The 15,771-nt window shown below is 32.6% G+C and carries 15 protein-coding genes; 3 read left to right on the top strand and 12 right to left on the bottom strand.

What is annotated here, in order from left to right; translation table 11 throughout:
• Positions 1 to 4 precede the first annotated feature (4 nt).
• The 3 genes from EL082_RS02440 to efeO are packed head-to-tail and all read right to left on the bottom strand — an operon-like array spanning position 5 to position 3,775.
• Positions 5 to 1,717, bottom strand: coding sequence for an FTR1 family protein (locus EL082_RS02440; RefSeq protein WP_015364743.1), 1,713 nt, complete (start codon positions 1,715 to 1,717; stop codon positions 5 to 7).
• The gene (gene efeB, locus EL082_RS02435) at positions 1,698 to 2,924 is read right to left on the bottom strand and encodes an iron uptake transporter deferrochelatase/peroxidase subunit (RefSeq protein WP_002467377.1); all 1,227 of its coding nucleotides are present in this window, start codon (positions 2,922 to 2,924) and stop codon (positions 1,698 to 1,700) included. Before efeB ends, EL082_RS02440 begins: the two co-directional genes overlap by 20 nt.
• Positions 2,921 to 3,775, bottom strand: coding sequence for an iron uptake system protein EfeO (gene efeO, locus EL082_RS02430; protein ID WP_002467382.1), 855 nt, complete (start codon positions 3,773 to 3,775; stop codon positions 2,921 to 2,923). Before efeO ends, efeB begins: the two co-directional genes overlap by 4 nt.
• A gap of 331 nt (positions 3,776 to 4,106) precedes the next feature.
• Between efeO and EL082_RS02425 the strand changes: the two genes are divergently transcribed.
• Positions 4,107 to 5,102, top strand: a complete 996-nt coding sequence (locus EL082_RS02425) for an acrylyl-CoA reductase family protein (RefSeq protein ID WP_002467373.1) — start codon at positions 4,107 to 4,109, stop codon at positions 5,100 to 5,102.
• A 63-nt stretch (positions 5,103 to 5,165) separates the two neighbouring features.
• Here the strand turns inward: EL082_RS02425 and EL082_RS02420 are convergent, their stop codons facing one another.
• The 8 genes from EL082_RS02420 to EL082_RS02385 all read right to left on the bottom strand — a co-directional run bounded on the left by EL082_RS02420 (position 5,166) and on the right by EL082_RS02385 (position 12,468).
• Positions 5,166 to 5,567 (bottom strand): GNAT family N-acetyltransferase, encoded by a 402-nt coding sequence (locus EL082_RS02420; protein WP_002467386.1) that lies wholly within the window; start codon positions 5,565 to 5,567, stop codon positions 5,166 to 5,168.
• 23 nt (positions 5,568 to 5,590) lie between these two features.
• Positions 5,591 to 6,625, bottom strand: coding sequence for an NAD(P)/FAD-dependent oxidoreductase (locus tag EL082_RS02415; protein WP_002467383.1), 1,035 nt, complete (start codon positions 6,623 to 6,625; stop codon positions 5,591 to 5,593).
• A 160-nt stretch (positions 6,626 to 6,785) separates the two neighbouring features.
• A complete protein-coding gene (locus tag EL082_RS02410) occupies positions 6,786 to 7,199 on the bottom strand; it encodes a DUF2871 domain-containing protein (protein WP_002467375.1) in 414 nt (137 codons plus the stop codon).
• 188 nt (positions 7,200 to 7,387) lie between these two features.
• Entirely contained in the window at positions 7,388 to 7,978 is a 591-nt protein-coding gene (locus EL082_RS02405; RefSeq protein ID WP_002467380.1) for a YcnI family protein, read from the bottom strand.
• An 11-nt stretch (positions 7,979 to 7,989) separates the two neighbouring features.
• Entirely contained in the window at positions 7,990 to 9,243 is a 1,254-nt protein-coding gene (locus EL082_RS02400; RefSeq protein ID WP_015364738.1) for a copper resistance CopC/CopD family protein, read from the bottom strand.
• 406 nt (positions 9,244 to 9,649) lie between these two features.
• Complete coding sequence (locus EL082_RS02395; RefSeq protein WP_002467488.1) at positions 9,650 to 11,005, bottom strand: MATE family efflux transporter; 1,356 nt, start codon at positions 11,003 to 11,005, stop codon at positions 9,650 to 9,652.
• A gap of 96 nt (positions 11,006 to 11,101) precedes the next feature.
• The gene (locus EL082_RS02390; RefSeq protein WP_002467485.1) at positions 11,102 to 11,521 is read right to left on the bottom strand and encodes a MarR family winged helix-turn-helix transcriptional regulator; all 420 of its coding nucleotides are present in this window, start codon (positions 11,519 to 11,521) and stop codon (positions 11,102 to 11,104) included.
• A gap of 167 nt (positions 11,522 to 11,688) precedes the next feature.
• The gene (locus EL082_RS02385) at positions 11,689 to 12,468 is read right to left on the bottom strand and encodes an SDR family NAD(P)-dependent oxidoreductase (RefSeq protein ID WP_002467489.1); all 780 of its coding nucleotides are present in this window, start codon (positions 12,466 to 12,468) and stop codon (positions 11,689 to 11,691) included.
• A gap of 348 nt (positions 12,469 to 12,816) precedes the next feature.
• Between EL082_RS02385 and EL082_RS02380 the strand changes: the two genes are divergently transcribed.
• Positions 12,817 to 13,731, top strand: a complete 915-nt coding sequence (locus EL082_RS02380) for a phosphatase PAP2 family protein (protein ID WP_002467490.1) — start codon at positions 12,817 to 12,819, stop codon at positions 13,729 to 13,731.
• A gap of 59 nt (positions 13,732 to 13,790) precedes the next feature.
• Here EL082_RS02380 and EL082_RS02375 read toward each other — a convergent pair whose 3' ends face one another.
• Positions 13,791 to 14,705 (bottom strand): LysR family transcriptional regulator, encoded by a 915-nt coding sequence (locus EL082_RS02375; protein ID WP_002467487.1) that lies wholly within the window; start codon positions 14,703 to 14,705, stop codon positions 13,791 to 13,793.
• Positions 14,706 to 15,004: 299 nt separating this feature from the next.
• Between EL082_RS02375 and EL082_RS02370 the strand changes: the two genes are divergently transcribed.
• The gene (locus tag EL082_RS02370) at positions 15,005 to 15,760 is read left to right on the top strand and encodes an SDR family NAD(P)-dependent oxidoreductase (RefSeq protein ID WP_015364736.1); all 756 of its coding nucleotides are present in this window, start codon (positions 15,005 to 15,007) and stop codon (positions 15,758 to 15,760) included.
• The last annotated feature ends 11 nt before the right edge of the window (positions 15,761 to 15,771 follow it).

Raw genomic sequence — 15,771 nt, 5'->3', positions numbered from 1 at the left:
TTATTTATTTCTTACGATTGTATAAAACAAACCCAAGGATAAGTATGATTAATATGACTTGAGCAATAATTGTTTCAACGCTTGGGTAGAAACCAATCCAACTTAATGTTGGTAATCCTTCAATACTATGCTGAGGCATATAGCCTAATAATTGTAATTTTTGAATACTTACACCTAACATTTTAAATGTCATGACAAATATTAAGATAGACAGTACTCTAAATATGAATCGTACAGGAATAAGTTTCACGATAAATCTAAATGCAAATGCGAAGATAATTAATATTATGATTGCTAATCCTATACCAAGAATAAAATCTTTTGTAGTAATACTACCAATCATTCCCATATAGAAGATAATGACTTCGACACCTTCACGTAATACTGAAATTAATCCAATAGTACCCAGTAATATTAAATTACCGTTACTCATCGCATTGTTATACATGCTCTGAATCATTTCATTCCAACGTTGGGCATTTGATCTTCGATGCATCCAAATACCAACAACATACATTAATACCACTGCTACGATACCTAAAATAGCTTCCATACCTTCTCTTACGACGCCATTATTACCAATCGTATAGATAAAGGTAATACCTAGTCCAATACTTAAAATAAGACCTAATAAGGCACCGCCTACTACACTTGACGTTCCTTTAACATCCTTAACTTTACGTGTCATCGTAGTTAAAGTCATGATAATTAATAATACCTCGATACCTTCACGTAGGAAAATAATCATGACATCTACAAATGAATACTCACCTTGTCCGACCGTATCTTTGATTTCTGAATTTAATTCTTGTAACCCTTTTTTCACACGGTCTTTATTAGATTGATCTAAAATACTTTGGTAGTAAGGAATTTTATCTTCTATTTTAGTATATAAACTACTATTTTTAGTTTGAATTTTACCTTCGACATATGGCCAGATTTTAACAAATTGCGATAAGGATGCATCTGCTTTATCTAAATCATTGTCATTGATACCAGCAATCGCTTTATCTAATTCTTCATTGAGTTGAGTAACTTTATACTTATCTGAGTCTGAATCTGATTGCTTTTGATCAACGGTATCAATGCTGTTCTTAAACGTTGACCATGCAGATTTAACTTTGTCAGTATCTAGTGGCTCTTTTTGAATGGCAACTCTTAGTTGCATTAAATTAACTTCAATTTGACCATATTTACCATCATCATAATTTCGAATGACTGTTTCATTACTCGTCCATATCGAATTTAAATCATTGTTTAATGATTGTAGTTCTGAGTGATTTTTATCTTTGATGGCTTTTTTCATTGGTGCGTCTTTAGCATCAACTGCTTGTTGTAATTCCTTAATCTTTCCTGAAGCGTCTTTAGAAGATTGTTGGTTTTCATAAGCTATAAGTGCTTTAGTCAGTTCACCAAGTTTGTCTGCTTTAGCATCGTCTGATGAAGCATGTTCTACTTCTTTCAACTTACTATTAACTTGTTTGCCTTCTTTGCTATCATTATTAATCTTTAACGCTTTAATTTCTTTTTTAACGTCTTTTAATGCTTTAGCTTTATCAGATTGGCTTTTATCTTTATCTGCAATTGTCGATTTCGCATCAGTAATCGCAACATATGTTTCGCTCATTGAGGCTGATTCGGCGTGTGCAGGTGTAAATCTGAAAATAGATAGCCCAATCATTAATATCACAACTATTTTAATTAAATAGTGTTTCACCTAGGTAGCCTCCCTTTTGTACGCCTGGCAATACGATAAATGTAGCAGTACCTCTATGCGTAATATATTCATTCAATTTGTCTTTATGACCTAGATGATTCTGTATATCAATAAATTGTTGTGGTGATTTTTGGAAACTAATAAATAATAATCCTGTTTCTAAATTGCCAGTTTTTTCGTTAGTACCCGCAGTATAATTATACGCACGTCTTTTAATTGAAGTTTTCGCTTCTCTTGCCAATCGTGCATGGGCGTCTTCTGGAATGACATATTCTCCTGTACTATCTTTAGCTTTTAAATCCAACTCATCAAATTCTTTTTTACCTGTTAACGGTGCACCTGAACCTCTTTTTCTACCGAAAGTAGCTTCTTGTTCTTCTAATGCAGTACGATCCCATGTTTCGATGTGAATTTGAATACGTCGAATGATACAATATGTGCCATTTTTAGCCCAACCGTCATTAATAAAGACATAATCTTTGTATTCATTCGTTTTACGCGGATTAACTGTACCATCCTTAAACGCCATTAGATTTCTTGGTGTTTCTTTACCTTTGACTGATACAAATCCGTTTTGTGACCATTTTACTTTGACTAAATCCCTAAACGGACGTATTAAGTTATGTACAGCATGAAATGTCACTTGCTCATCATTAGAACAAGCTTGAATCATGATGTCACCATCACTATAGTCTTCGTCTATTTGATCATTTGGAAAATGTGGTAAATCTTTATAGTCTTTTCGTATTTTGTCAGAAAGACCTAGCTTTTTCATAAATGATTTACTCACACCAAATGTTAAAGTCAATTTACTAGCGCCTAAACCAATTGCTTCGCCAGTATCAACGGGCGGTAATAAAGGATTCTTACTATCCTTTTCGACTGCATCGCCGTCAGTCATATTTGCCGCCATTTTAGTCCATTGTTTAAACATATCTTTAATGGCGCTTTTATCTTTAGATTTAAGTTCTAATGATACAAAATTACATGTTTTTTGAGTTGGTGTTGTTATGCCTGCTTGTACTTTGCCATAAAATTCATATGCATCTTTTTCTTCATCTTCTGGTGTATCAAACATTGACTTAAATGAAAATACACTTCCTGCTCCACTTGCGCCAATGACAACGCCAGCTCCACCAATACCCATCATTTTTAAAAATGAGCGTCTTGAAACAGATGACGATGATTGATTATCTACTTTACTCATTCTGTAACCACAGCCATCTTACTTAGTGGTTCTCCTAAAGAATTCACTGCATCTGAAAGTGCTTTTCTATCTTTCTTAGTTACATCGTTATAAGATTTGTATCCGTCTCCGTCTTTATATTTATCAAGTAATTCATTCACTTTATCAAAGTTCTTTTGAATATCAGCACTTAATTTTTTATCTTTTTTCTCTAATGTTGGTTTGAATAATTCATAAATCTTTTGTGCACCTTCGATATTAGCTTTGAAGTCATATAAATCTGTGTGAGAATAAATTTCTTCTTCACCAGTAATTTTAGACGTTGATACTTCATTTAATAAATCTACTGACCCCTGTAACATTAACTTAGGTGTAATATCTAATGTATCTGCCTTAGCGTGTAGCTCTTTAGCATCTTTTAATAATTGTTGTGCATCTTTCTTAGTTGTATCGTCTATTGTGTTATCTTGATATAATTGTTTCTCTATTTTATGGTAACCAGACCATTCTTTTTCTTTCTTTTCTTCTTTCATATCTGCCAAACGTGCATCAATTTTGGGATCTAAATCACCAAATGCTTCTGCAACAGGTTCTGAACGTTCATAATACATACGTACTTTAGGATATAATTCTTTCGCTTTATCCATATCATTATTGTCAATCGCATCTACAAACTGTTGAGTCCCTTTTAAGAATTCATCTAATTGTTTATCAGTATATTTTTCATATTTTTTAGTAGCTTCTTTTAATTCAGCTTTGTTTTCACTATTATTACTACTCTTACTAGAATTATCTTTACCACTGTCACTGTTATTGCCACATGCTGCTAAAAGTAAAGACGACGTTAATAAAATTACTGGTAATTTCTTCATTCCTACACCTCTTCAAATTTTTCATTTACCACGCTGATTTGACGCGCTATATATACAGAATATTTTTATCTATGTAATATCAATTGATAATCATTATCAAAATAATTATATGGGTCTATTTTAAATGTGTCAACAACAATTCTTTTCAATTTTTATGAGACAGTTTTTTTAACATTTTAATTTCTAAAACTTTATGCAATTTCACTTCGTTTTATATTAAAATAACTATGGCAATATTTTGCTAAATATAAATAAGGAAAGTAGTAATCATTTTAATAAGTAGAGGAACAATTTATAATGAAGGTCAATAATATTGAAGGAGTGACATGTTTTGACAGAAGAATTTATGGCTTATGTCGTAGATAGAGATGATGAAGGAAAGGTCTCTGCAGATTTTAAGCAAATCACTATAGATGATTTACCTGAAGGGGATGTGCTTATCAAGGTACATTACTCCAGTATTAACTATAAAGATGCATTAGCTACCCAAGATCGAAATGCGATTGTTAAACAATATCCAATGGTGCCAGGTATTGATTTATCGGGGGAAATTGTAGAATCTAATGCCCCAGGTCATTATGTTGGGGATAAAGTTATTGTGACAAGTTATGATTTAGGTGTGAGTCAATTCGGTGGATTCAGTGAATATGCTCGTGTGAAGAGTGAATGGATTATCGATTTACCTGAAGATTTAACTTTAGAAGAAGCTATGATTTATGGTACTGCTGGTTACACAGCTGGTTTAGCTATTGAGCGTTTAGAAACTGAGGGATTAACAATAGAAAAGGATAATGTATTAGTTAGAGGTGCCTCTGGTGGCGTTGGTATGTTATCAGTCCTAATGTTAGATAAATTAGGTTATGATGTTGTTGCTAGTACTGGGCGTAAAGATGCAACTGACAAATTGAAAACATTAGGTGCCAAGGAAGTTATTGATCGTTTACCTGAATATGATGGTAAAGCATTAGGTTCAAGAACTTGGCAGGCTGCTATAGATCCAGTTGGTGGCGAAAGTTTAGCTAATATCATCAATAAGCTTGATAATAATGGTAGTATAGCCGTTATCGGAATGACTGGTGGCACTCAATTCGAAAGTTCTGTCTTTCCACTTATTTTAAGAGGTATCAGTATATTAGGTGTTGATTCTGTCTTTACTCCAATTAAACTACGCAAACTCGTATGGCGTCGTCTTGCTAAAGATTTAAAACCAAAACAATTACATGATATTAAAGAAGTTATTGCGTTTGATGACTTACCAAATGGTATTGAACGCGCAATGAATCACCAACACATGGGCCGAATTGTTGTCGATTTTGGTGTTAAATAACATAATAGTATTACAAAGAAAAGGCGTCCTCGCTACATTGTCGCGGACGCCTTTTTACTATGTTTAAAATAAAATATACATTCCAGTTGAATGTGGTTCTGTAGATTGAAAACCAAATTTTTCATACAATTTATCAGCGGGATAATCCGCCATTAAACTTACATAAGTACCTTTCACTGCATTATCATGAACGTATTGCATTATGTGTTCCATAATTGTACGACCATACCCTTGTCCTTGATAATCTGGATGGACAGCAATATCCACAATTTGAAGTGCTGTTCCTCCATCTCCAACGATTCTACCCATACCTATTAATGACGAATCATGATATAAAGTGACATTAAAACAAGCATTAGGTAGTCCTCTTTGAGCCGCTTCGATGGACTTGGCACTCAATCCCGCATCTATTCTTAATTTTAAATAATCTTCTACAGACGGTGCTAAATGTTTAATATCTACCATTATGACTCCCCCAGATTTTTCATTTAAAATAAATATTGATTGATAATGTCTTTATTAGATTCTTTGAAAATATCATTATGACTTGAAACATAGCCTTCCGTTGGAGCGTCTGGTTGAATATATGTTTTAGCAAGATTGGCCGCGTTACCTGCATCACTAAAAGCACTCGCAATCAGGTGAACCTTTGCCTCGTGATGTACAATGTCACCACACGCAAAGATACCTGGAATATTAGTAGTTGTATTTCCAAAACCTTTAACACGATATTCATCGTATAGTTCAAATTGCGATGTACAATCTTTTAATAACGGATTCTCATGATCAAAGCCATGGCTAATAATGACGTCATCAAATGAAGCTATTGAAATATCACCATTCTCTACATTTTCTAATTTAACTTGGTGAATATACTTATCTTCTTCGTTACCTATTAGTTCACTAATTTGTGTATGTGGTATCAATCTTACATTTAAATCCTCTAGGACTTTAGTCATTGCTTCATATCCAGACACTTCTGGTTTTCTAAAAATAACTGTCACACTGTTCGCAATTTGAGCAATATCGCGTGCCCAATCTAATGCAGTGTTGCCACCACCAGAAATAAGAACATCTTTCCCTTTGAATCTAGCAAATGATTGCACGACATAATGTAAGTTCGTCAGTTGATATCTTTCTGCCCCTTTGATATTTAATGGTTTGGGATTTATAATGCCACCACCGATTGCAAAAATGACTGATTTAGAATGGAAGATGTGACCTTTTTCAGTTTCAACTTCAAAATGTCTTTCCTCCTTTTTTCTAATATCTATGACACGTTCATTTAAATTCACTTTAGGATTAAAATGTAACCCTTGTTGAATCATATCTTCTATAACTTGATAACATGGTTTCGGTGCTACACCACCTATATCCCATATGATTTTTTCTGGGTAAACTTGCATCTTTCCACCTAATTTATCTTGCACGTCTATGATTCTCACAGACATCCCTCTTAGACCAGAGTAAAAGCTTGCAAACAACCCTGCTGGACCGCCACCTATAATTGTAACGTCTTCCATTTTGCTTCCCCCTAAAATAACACTGTAAATAACATACATTTATACTTTAACTGAAAATTATTATCATTTAATACTTTTTCATTATACTACACGACCTATAACATATGAAGCAAATCACTCCATAAAAAAACTCGTGAGTCTGTATACTCACGAGTTCGCTTTAATCTCTCGGTTCTTTAATAATAGCTTGTCTTAATAAGAAAAATAGTATTAATAATGCGGCTAACATTGCCGTATGTCCCATTCCTGCAAAACCAGGGAAAGATGCTGGAACAGTTTTACCAATGACTTGATATGTACCTTTGACCGTCATCATACCAATTGTAACTAATACACCAATATGGTAAATCACGAAAAACCAATTAAATAAATAATAACTACTTAATTTAAAGACCTTTTCTAAAGGTAGTAATAATAAGAACATGAACATACCTAAAATTAATGTATGTGTATGGACTAATGATAATTGTGTATCACCCGTAAAATGATGAGCTTTAGTCAATTCTCTATAATAAAAACCACTAAATAACCCAATAATCATATAAATTAAAAATGAGTATAATAATCTGCGCATGATGTTTCCTCCCTCACATCTATATTATAGAACATATTTATCATTATGAAAGTGACAATACAACAACATCATGATTATTTTAAAATTTAAGTTATATTAAAAGAGGTAGAGAATTAACGTTGAAATATGTCGCTATGTCATTTAGCGATACTTCAATGGTTAAATACCTCCACCTCTAATTGAAATGATTATTTACGTGATTTCTTAAAAATCGCAATTAATGAAAGTAAAATTGCGACAATAGATACTATCCATAATGCAATCGTACTACCACTTGTAGTTGATGATTGATCACTATGTGAACCACTTGGATTTGCACCTTTTTTCACAGTTGTAATTGGTGCAGGATGTTCACTATCTTCTTTTCCATCCCATTTAACGACGTCACCGTTATCATACGTTTGAACAGCTTTCCATTTAAAACTGCCTTCTTTGTCAGGATTAGCGGCTACAATTGGAAATTCTATAAATTCATTTGGACCTATACCTTTTCCAGTTGCTTTCCATGTTACTTTTGTGATGTTTCCCTTTTTATCTTTTTCAAAAGAATGCTTAAACCCATCAACCGGCGCTACATTTTCAAGATTCACACCTTTGGGTACTGTTAACTCTACTTTAACTGTGTTGTCATTCTGTTCTACAGGAACACGTACGTCATATTTATCATATGATTTAGGTTCACTCTCATTAGGATTTAATGTGACATGTGCATCTGCTACTTTAAATAACCCTAATGCAAAAAATAAAATAAAACTCATTGATATTAATTTTTTAAACATAATTTTGCTCCTTAACCTGGAATATTAATTTGACTCATCATAACACCTATAAAAATAAGTATGATCCCTATTACCAATTCTGTAATCAATGTCATGCGGTTGACTTTTTGACGTTTACCAAGTGCTTTTGAAGTTTGATAAAATCCTAATGCCATCATAAGTATAGTACCGATGATTTTAACTAACATTAATGTTGTCCATGTTTGCATATTTGACCAAATCGCCAAAATATTGGTTTCATCAATTGCCATTAACACACCTGAAATGATAATCATCGTTACCGCAATCACATTTACTTTAAATAGCATTGAGCGAACTGTCTTCATTTGATTTAACGATTTCTTAATCATTGCATACCATACGAGATATACAAGTGCGCCTAACCAGAGCGTCATACCTGCTATATGTATCGTCCTAATCACAATGGACCAAATCGGAAATGTTTGTGACCACGCATGACCTGACATCGCTATTGTTAAAATCATTACAAATGAAACAAGTACATACCATATGCGATCCATATTTCTAATTATGATTAACGCATATAATAATATCATTGCAATTGAGCTTAAAATAAATGGAAATTGCATTAAAACCTCCATATTAAGCGACAAAATATCATCTACTACGTCAGAAGTTAAAGTCATCATGTAAAGCAATAATGCCATTACATATGACATCATCAACATAAATGCAATACCAAACTGTTTTGGAAATAGATCAAACGACTTCAATTGCTTTCGTTGGGCTATACGATTCAACCAAAAGAAACCAACTAATATAATCGTAGCGCCTTCCGCAATATATCTCATAACACCAAACCAGAAACTTGGTTCTTCATAAAAGGCATTAGATGTATCTATATCTTTCGCAGTAACTTTACCAACTGAAAATTCAAATTGGTCTCCAACTTCATGTCCATCGGCCGAAATGGCTTGCCATTTAATTGTATGTGTACCTTTGCCGACTTTGTCAGTTGAAAATGCTAACGTTTTAGACCATCCAGACGTCGATGGTTTCACTTTACCTAATTCTTTTCCTTTATCATTGTATAATGTGATATTGGAATACTTAGAGTTAACAGGTTCATTAAACTCTAATTCAATCTCATTAGGCATGTGTTTTACAACGCCATTTTGTTTAGGATTCGTCTTTTCCAAAGTTGCATGAGCTGAAGCTTCATTCATCAGTGATGGCATCAACGAAAGAAAACAAATCATTATTAAAGCAATAACGATTTTTGGGTACCTTTTAATATGTACCATCGAATCCCCCTATCTTTATTACTTCAACTTTCTTTCCACATTACATCATAACGATTACCATTATCATTCACAATAATATTAAAAATTGTTCACGAATTAGACAAAAAAGAGGTCAGGACAAACGCGTTTAGGATTTGAGCAGAACCGAACGATGATAAAGAACTACTTCCTTATTCATAGGTTAGTAGTTCTTACAAACTCAATAGTTGAGTTTGTTCATTTGAATTGTTTTCCAAATTTTGTCGAATCGTGAGCGTTTGCCCAACTTGCATTGTTTGCAGAAATTGGAATACCAATTTCTCTATGTTGGGTCCCTTCTGCCGATAATCCTGCTTTTGGGACGCCGTTAATCGGTTTCCCAAAGCACAAAAACGTTATGTCTCAACCTCCAATTGAATACTAATGATTATTCTTCTAATAAAGCTTCTTTATCTACTGTTAGTTTATTTCTTAATAAATATACAATTAGCATTGCTGCTAAAGCACATAATGTCTCAGCAATTAATAATGACCATACTACACCAGTTAGACCGAACAAACTATTCATAACGAATAACACTGGAATAATGACTGTTCCTTGTAAAATAGCCATTATCGTTGCACCACGTCCTTGTCCAGTTGCTTGTAACATACCAGTAAATAAGAATCCAATACCATTTAATAGTAATGATGTCATTGTAACTTGTAGCATAAATGTTGCTAGACTAACAATGTGTGGATCAGTACTAAATAATTGAATAATTTGGTGTCCAAAGATGAACACAACTACCATACTTACTGCAAAGATTGCAAAAATAGATACTATAACTGCTTTAACTGTATCTTTCATTCTTGATTTATTAGCAACAAAGTTATAAGCAATTAATGGTACAACCCCTTCACTTAACCCCATAATAATTAATTCTGGGAATTGTACTAATCTAAATTGAATACCATAACTAGCAATCGCATAGTTACCATAAGTAGCTAAGAATAAGTTCAATACTAATCCAGTTACACCCATAAGTACTACCATTAAGAAAGCAGGAATACCAATTTTGAAAATTTCTGCCATCATTTCTTTTGTAGGTTTGGCAAATTTAATATTTACAGATAAAGAATCAATTTTTTTCATAAAATAAATGATAAAGAAGACCGCAGCTACTAAGTTTGAAATTGCTGTTCCTAAAGCTGCTCCAACCACATTTAAATCAAATCCAAAAATTAATATTGGATCTAAAATCATATTTAATACAACACTTGCTAACATACCAGCCATTGATACAAATGGTGCGCCAACAGCACGTGCAAATTGTTCTAAAATAAAGAATACAATAACAAATGGTGCACTTAAGAACATAATTCTTAAATATTCACTTGTGAAATGAATGGTTTCACCATGTGCTCCTAATATTTGAGCAATTTGATCTGTAAATGGTATTGTAATTAATGCGATGATAATACCAAATAGTAATCCACCATATATTGAGAAACTACTTACATATTTACTTTTACTATAATCTTTGGCACCCAGTAGTCGTGAAATATACGTTCCACCACCAACTCCAAATAAATTACCAAATCCCATCAAAGCTGCAAAGATTGGCAATGTTAATGAGATAGCTGAAATCATATGACTATCATCTAAAAATCCTATGAAATATACATTTAAAATCCCATAAATTACACTTAATAAACTTCCTATCATCATTGGCAATGAGAAATGCATCATTGCTTTAAAGATTGGTGCTTTTTCAAAAAAATACAATTGTTCGTCTTTCATTATTCTTACTCCCTTTTTCGTTAGATGACTAACAGTTAGATTTCTAACTATATCTTGAAAAATAATGTGGTTATTATCAATAGCAATAACCACGCATTATTCTAAGTTTTTCATCATCTGTTCTAAATATTCTTTTAATTTTATTTTATCTTCTTCGGCAAAATTTAAAATCATTCGCTCTTCAATTTCATCAAAGACCTTTGTAAATGACTCGACTAACGTTATACCTTCATCAGTTAGTTTCAAAATTTTACTTCGTGTATCTTCTGGATTTACCTTTCGATATACTAAATCTCTCTTTTCGAGATTTTTTAATATACTACTAACTGTTGAGCCTTTTCTATCGAACGTCTTCATGATGTCCTTTTGTGAAATGCCCTTTTCTTGATGTCGATAAATGTAACCTAATGTATGACTCTGTTCTTGAGTAATTCCAAAATCATCTAACCTTCGATCCGCATAGTTTTTCATTTGGTGCGCTAAGCTTCTTAATAAAAATTGATACGTTAATTCCATCGCTTCACCTCATTTAGTTAGATATCTAAGTAATATAATAACATGCTTTTTCAAATTTACAACCGATATATTAAAGTTCTAATTTTCTGATTATTAAACAGGTACATAGACCTATAAATAATAAAAAAGCTAACTCAAAAATGAGCTAGCTTTATAAATCTTCATTATTATAATGCAGTGTAACCACCATCAACAGTAATGACTGATCCTGTAACGAATGATGACGCATCTGAAGCTAAGTAAAGCGCAGCACCTTGTAATTCTTCAGGAACACCTGGACGATTCATTGGTGTCATGTTCATCCAAGTATCAATCATGTCGCCACCTTTAGCGAAATAATCTTTAGTTAATTCTGTTTTCATGTATCCTGGTGCAATAGTGTTGACACGGATATTATGTTTAGCCCATTCGTTAGCTAAACTTTTAGTTAACATGATAACAGCTGCTTTAGATGTATTATATGCTGCTTGTGGTTGTGGTGTGTTAACAATAACACCTGACATTGATGATGTATTAACGATAACACCGCTTTGTTGTTTACGGAATACTTCTCCTACAGCGTTCGTTACTAATACCATACTATTTAAGTTAACATCCATCGTTTTTTTCCAACGTTCGTATGGCATATCTTCAAAATCAACATGTTCATTAATACCTGCATTGTTAAATAAAATATCGATATGACCAAAAGTATCCATTGTTTCTTTTACCATAGCGTTAACTTGATCAATATTTGTGACATCTACTTCACAAGCGATTGCTTTGTTACCTGTTTCTTCTTCGAATTCTTTAGCTGTTTGTTGACCAACTTCTAAATTCATATCAGCAATCACAAGATTAGCACCCGCTTCAGCTAATGCTTTCCCCATGGCTTTACCTAAACCAGACGCACCTCCTGTTACAATTGCAACTTTATTTTCTAATTTAAATTTATCTAATACTGACATTCAATCCATCTCCTTATGTTTGTATATATGCTCATTTTAGAATAAATCGAGTTAAATTCATAGTGCAAACGCTTACTTTAGTCGATAAATATTTTTCATATTACACTTATGAGATAAAATTGAAATTTATTTTGCATAAATGAACACTCATATTTACTCGACAGTATTTCCAAAGGTTCTTCAATTTATTCAAAATTTTACATTTACATAATCTTAATATTCACAACACAATGACTTAAAAATTGATTACTACCCTTTAACAAGACATAACTATACTATTAGAAAACTTTGTATAGTTATGTCTCTTGAAATCTTGCTTTACAAATACATAACATCTAGGGGGATCATATGGTTATTTCAAAAAAACTCGCTTCAGCTACTTTAGGTATTCTTATTGTTGTTTTATGTGCTGCAACGTTTTTAGATCAATCTATTTCTAAACATTTAATGGATCAAAACTCTTTATTTGGCACTATTTTCCAAAATTATGGACTCTTCCCACCCACATTTGTACTTATTATATCTATGATTATTTTTAACTATTATGTGTTTAAGACATTTAAAAATAGATTGGCACAAGCTATCATTTTAATTGTATCTTTTGGTTATACATTAATTAAGACTAATGCATTGGTATCTGAAACAGTTCAATACATGATGTCTACATCAGAAAATATTAAAAAGCATAAACCTATGGGTATGGCAAATAACGAAGGAAACACTGGTGAAGCTTTATCAATTGGATTAAGTTTCTTAATTTCATTCATTATCTTAATCATTATTGCCTTAATTTGTTATCAATTTTGGTTAAAACGTATTGATATGTCAGAATTAGAAAGACTATTTAAAGTCTCTATTGTTAGCTTTATGGTATTACTCATTGGCCTAGAACTTGTAGATAATATGAAAGAACTGTGGGGACGTGTTAGACCATATGAAATTGAGGATAAAGCTGGTCATTTTACCAATTGGCTTACAATTAATGGTAATACGGGACATAGTTCCTTCCCTTCAGGTCACACTGGCAACGGTGCTTTCTTCATGTTCTTTGCATTTTACTTTAAAAAACTATCAACAAGACAATGGATGTTTATCATAGGATTAATCTATAGTGTATTGATGGCTCTAAGTAGAATCAGAATAGGCGCTCACTTTACAAGTGATGTCACTATGAGCTTAATCATCATGTTTAGTTTAATGTTAATCGCTGATTTCCTAATCAAAAAGTTAACAGCCAATCATATAGCGGAACACCCCGATTAAAGAACAGTATATTTTTGATAGTAGCTTGAGACACTTAAATGATGTCTCTGGCTATTATTTTAGTCCCTATAAATTGACTTTGCCATTTCTAAAAATGCATTAGCACCTTTGGATAAATGATTGAGTTTGTCATATTTATAAGCTAAAACAACATGATTTGCATACTTAGATGTATCGAGTTTGATAAATTGTCCTTTAAACTGAGGCATGCTATTTTTAACACTTTCGGGGACATATGTCATGCCTAATCCTTCATTAACTAATCTTAATGCATTATCCACACTCATTGTCTCCATCACTATGTGTGGTGTTATACCATCATTTTCTAGAATTTGATCTGTAAGATGTCTTAACGCCATGTTAGGTTTCAATAAAATAAAATGGTCACTTTTGATAACATCATGTATGTCTTCCACATTTTTATCCTCACTTTGATGACTTAAATGCGATGAATAATCAGGTGGTAATGCTAAATAAATCGCTTCTGAATATAAAACATCATATTTAAAAGTCCCTTGATAAAACGGTAATATCGTTAATGCGATATCTATTTTATTATCTATAAGAAGTTGTTCAATTCGATGTGACGGCTCTTCTATTAACTTTAATTCTATACCTGGATACGCTTTTATAAATTCAGGCAATATATCATATAACGTGTGCGCTGCTAATATAGGATTCACACCTATTACTAATCTTCCCTTTTTCAATGCTGAGATGTTCTGTAATTCTTGTTTCATTTCTTTATATGTATATTTGATTTGATTCATATAATCCAAATAACGTTCTCCTGCATACGTTAATGTAATTGGATTACTATCTCTATTTATCAGTGTTACCCCTAATTCTGATTCTACTTCTTTAATAAATTTACTCAAATAAGGCTGAGAAATATATAAATGTTTGGCTGCTTGAGAGATGCTCCCAAAGCGTCCAACTGCCTCTAAATATTGAACTGAATTTGTATTCATCATTTAACTCACCACTTTCTCTGTATAACCATTTGGTTATGGTTTTAATATCTCAATAAGTCTTTTACAAATCACACTTTCAGGCAGATAATAGTAATTGTCATCAAATCGACATAAATTAATACTTAAAACAATTGAATAGTTATCTCTAAATATACACAACTTGTAGTTCTTCTTTAGAATTGATTTTCAACACTTCAGTTAGGCGTATTATTTATTATAACTTCTTTCACAATTTATTTACTATTAAAACAATATTCGACCTATTCTAGGTCAAATATCACATTTAGGAGGAATTATGTATGAATAGAAATGTCATCGTTACAGGCTCTGGCCAAGGTATTGGTTATGCTATCGCACAAGCATTTGATCAACAAGGTGATCGTGTATTCATTTTTGATATGAGCAAAGACGCAGCTGAATCAGCAGCACAATCATTAAAAAAAGGTGTTGCCTATCAAGTAGATGTTACGGACGAAGCGACTGTTAAAAATGCTATTAATGACGTAACTAATCAATATGGTGCTATCGATGTTTTAGTTAACAATGCAGGTATTCAATATATCTCTAAAATTGAAGACTTCCCATTAGACAAATGGAACCAAGTTATTGGAGTTATTCAAACAGGTACGTTCTTAATGACTAAACACGTATTACCAAGCATGAAACAACAACAAAAAGGCCGTATTGTAACTATTTCATCCGCACATGGAGAAATGGCTGATCCATTCAAATCAGCATATGTAGCATCTAAATTCGCACAAATTGGTTTCACAAAAACGATTGCGCTTGAAACAGTAGATGATGGTATCACTGCAAATGCTGTATTACCTGGTCCAGTTCGTACAAAATTAATCGAAAATCAACTTGCAAAATTAGCAGAACAAGATGGTACTTCTGAACAAGAAGCAATGGAAAAACACATTACAAGTAAATCGCCAATGAATCGCTTATTAGAACCTTCTGAAATTGCGGATACTGTTGTTTTCTTAGCATCAGATGGCGCATCTGCTATCACAGGTGAAACAATCAGCGTATCTGGCGGTTCAAACGCATAATTCATTATTAA

Origin of the sequence: Staphylococcus warneri (assembly GCF_900636385.1) — a bacterium.
Lineage (GTDB): Bacteria > Bacillota > Bacilli > Staphylococcales > Staphylococcaceae > Staphylococcus > Staphylococcus warneri.
Note: the sequence above shows the minus strand (reverse complement) of the source record. Positions and strands in the feature narration are given on the sequence as shown.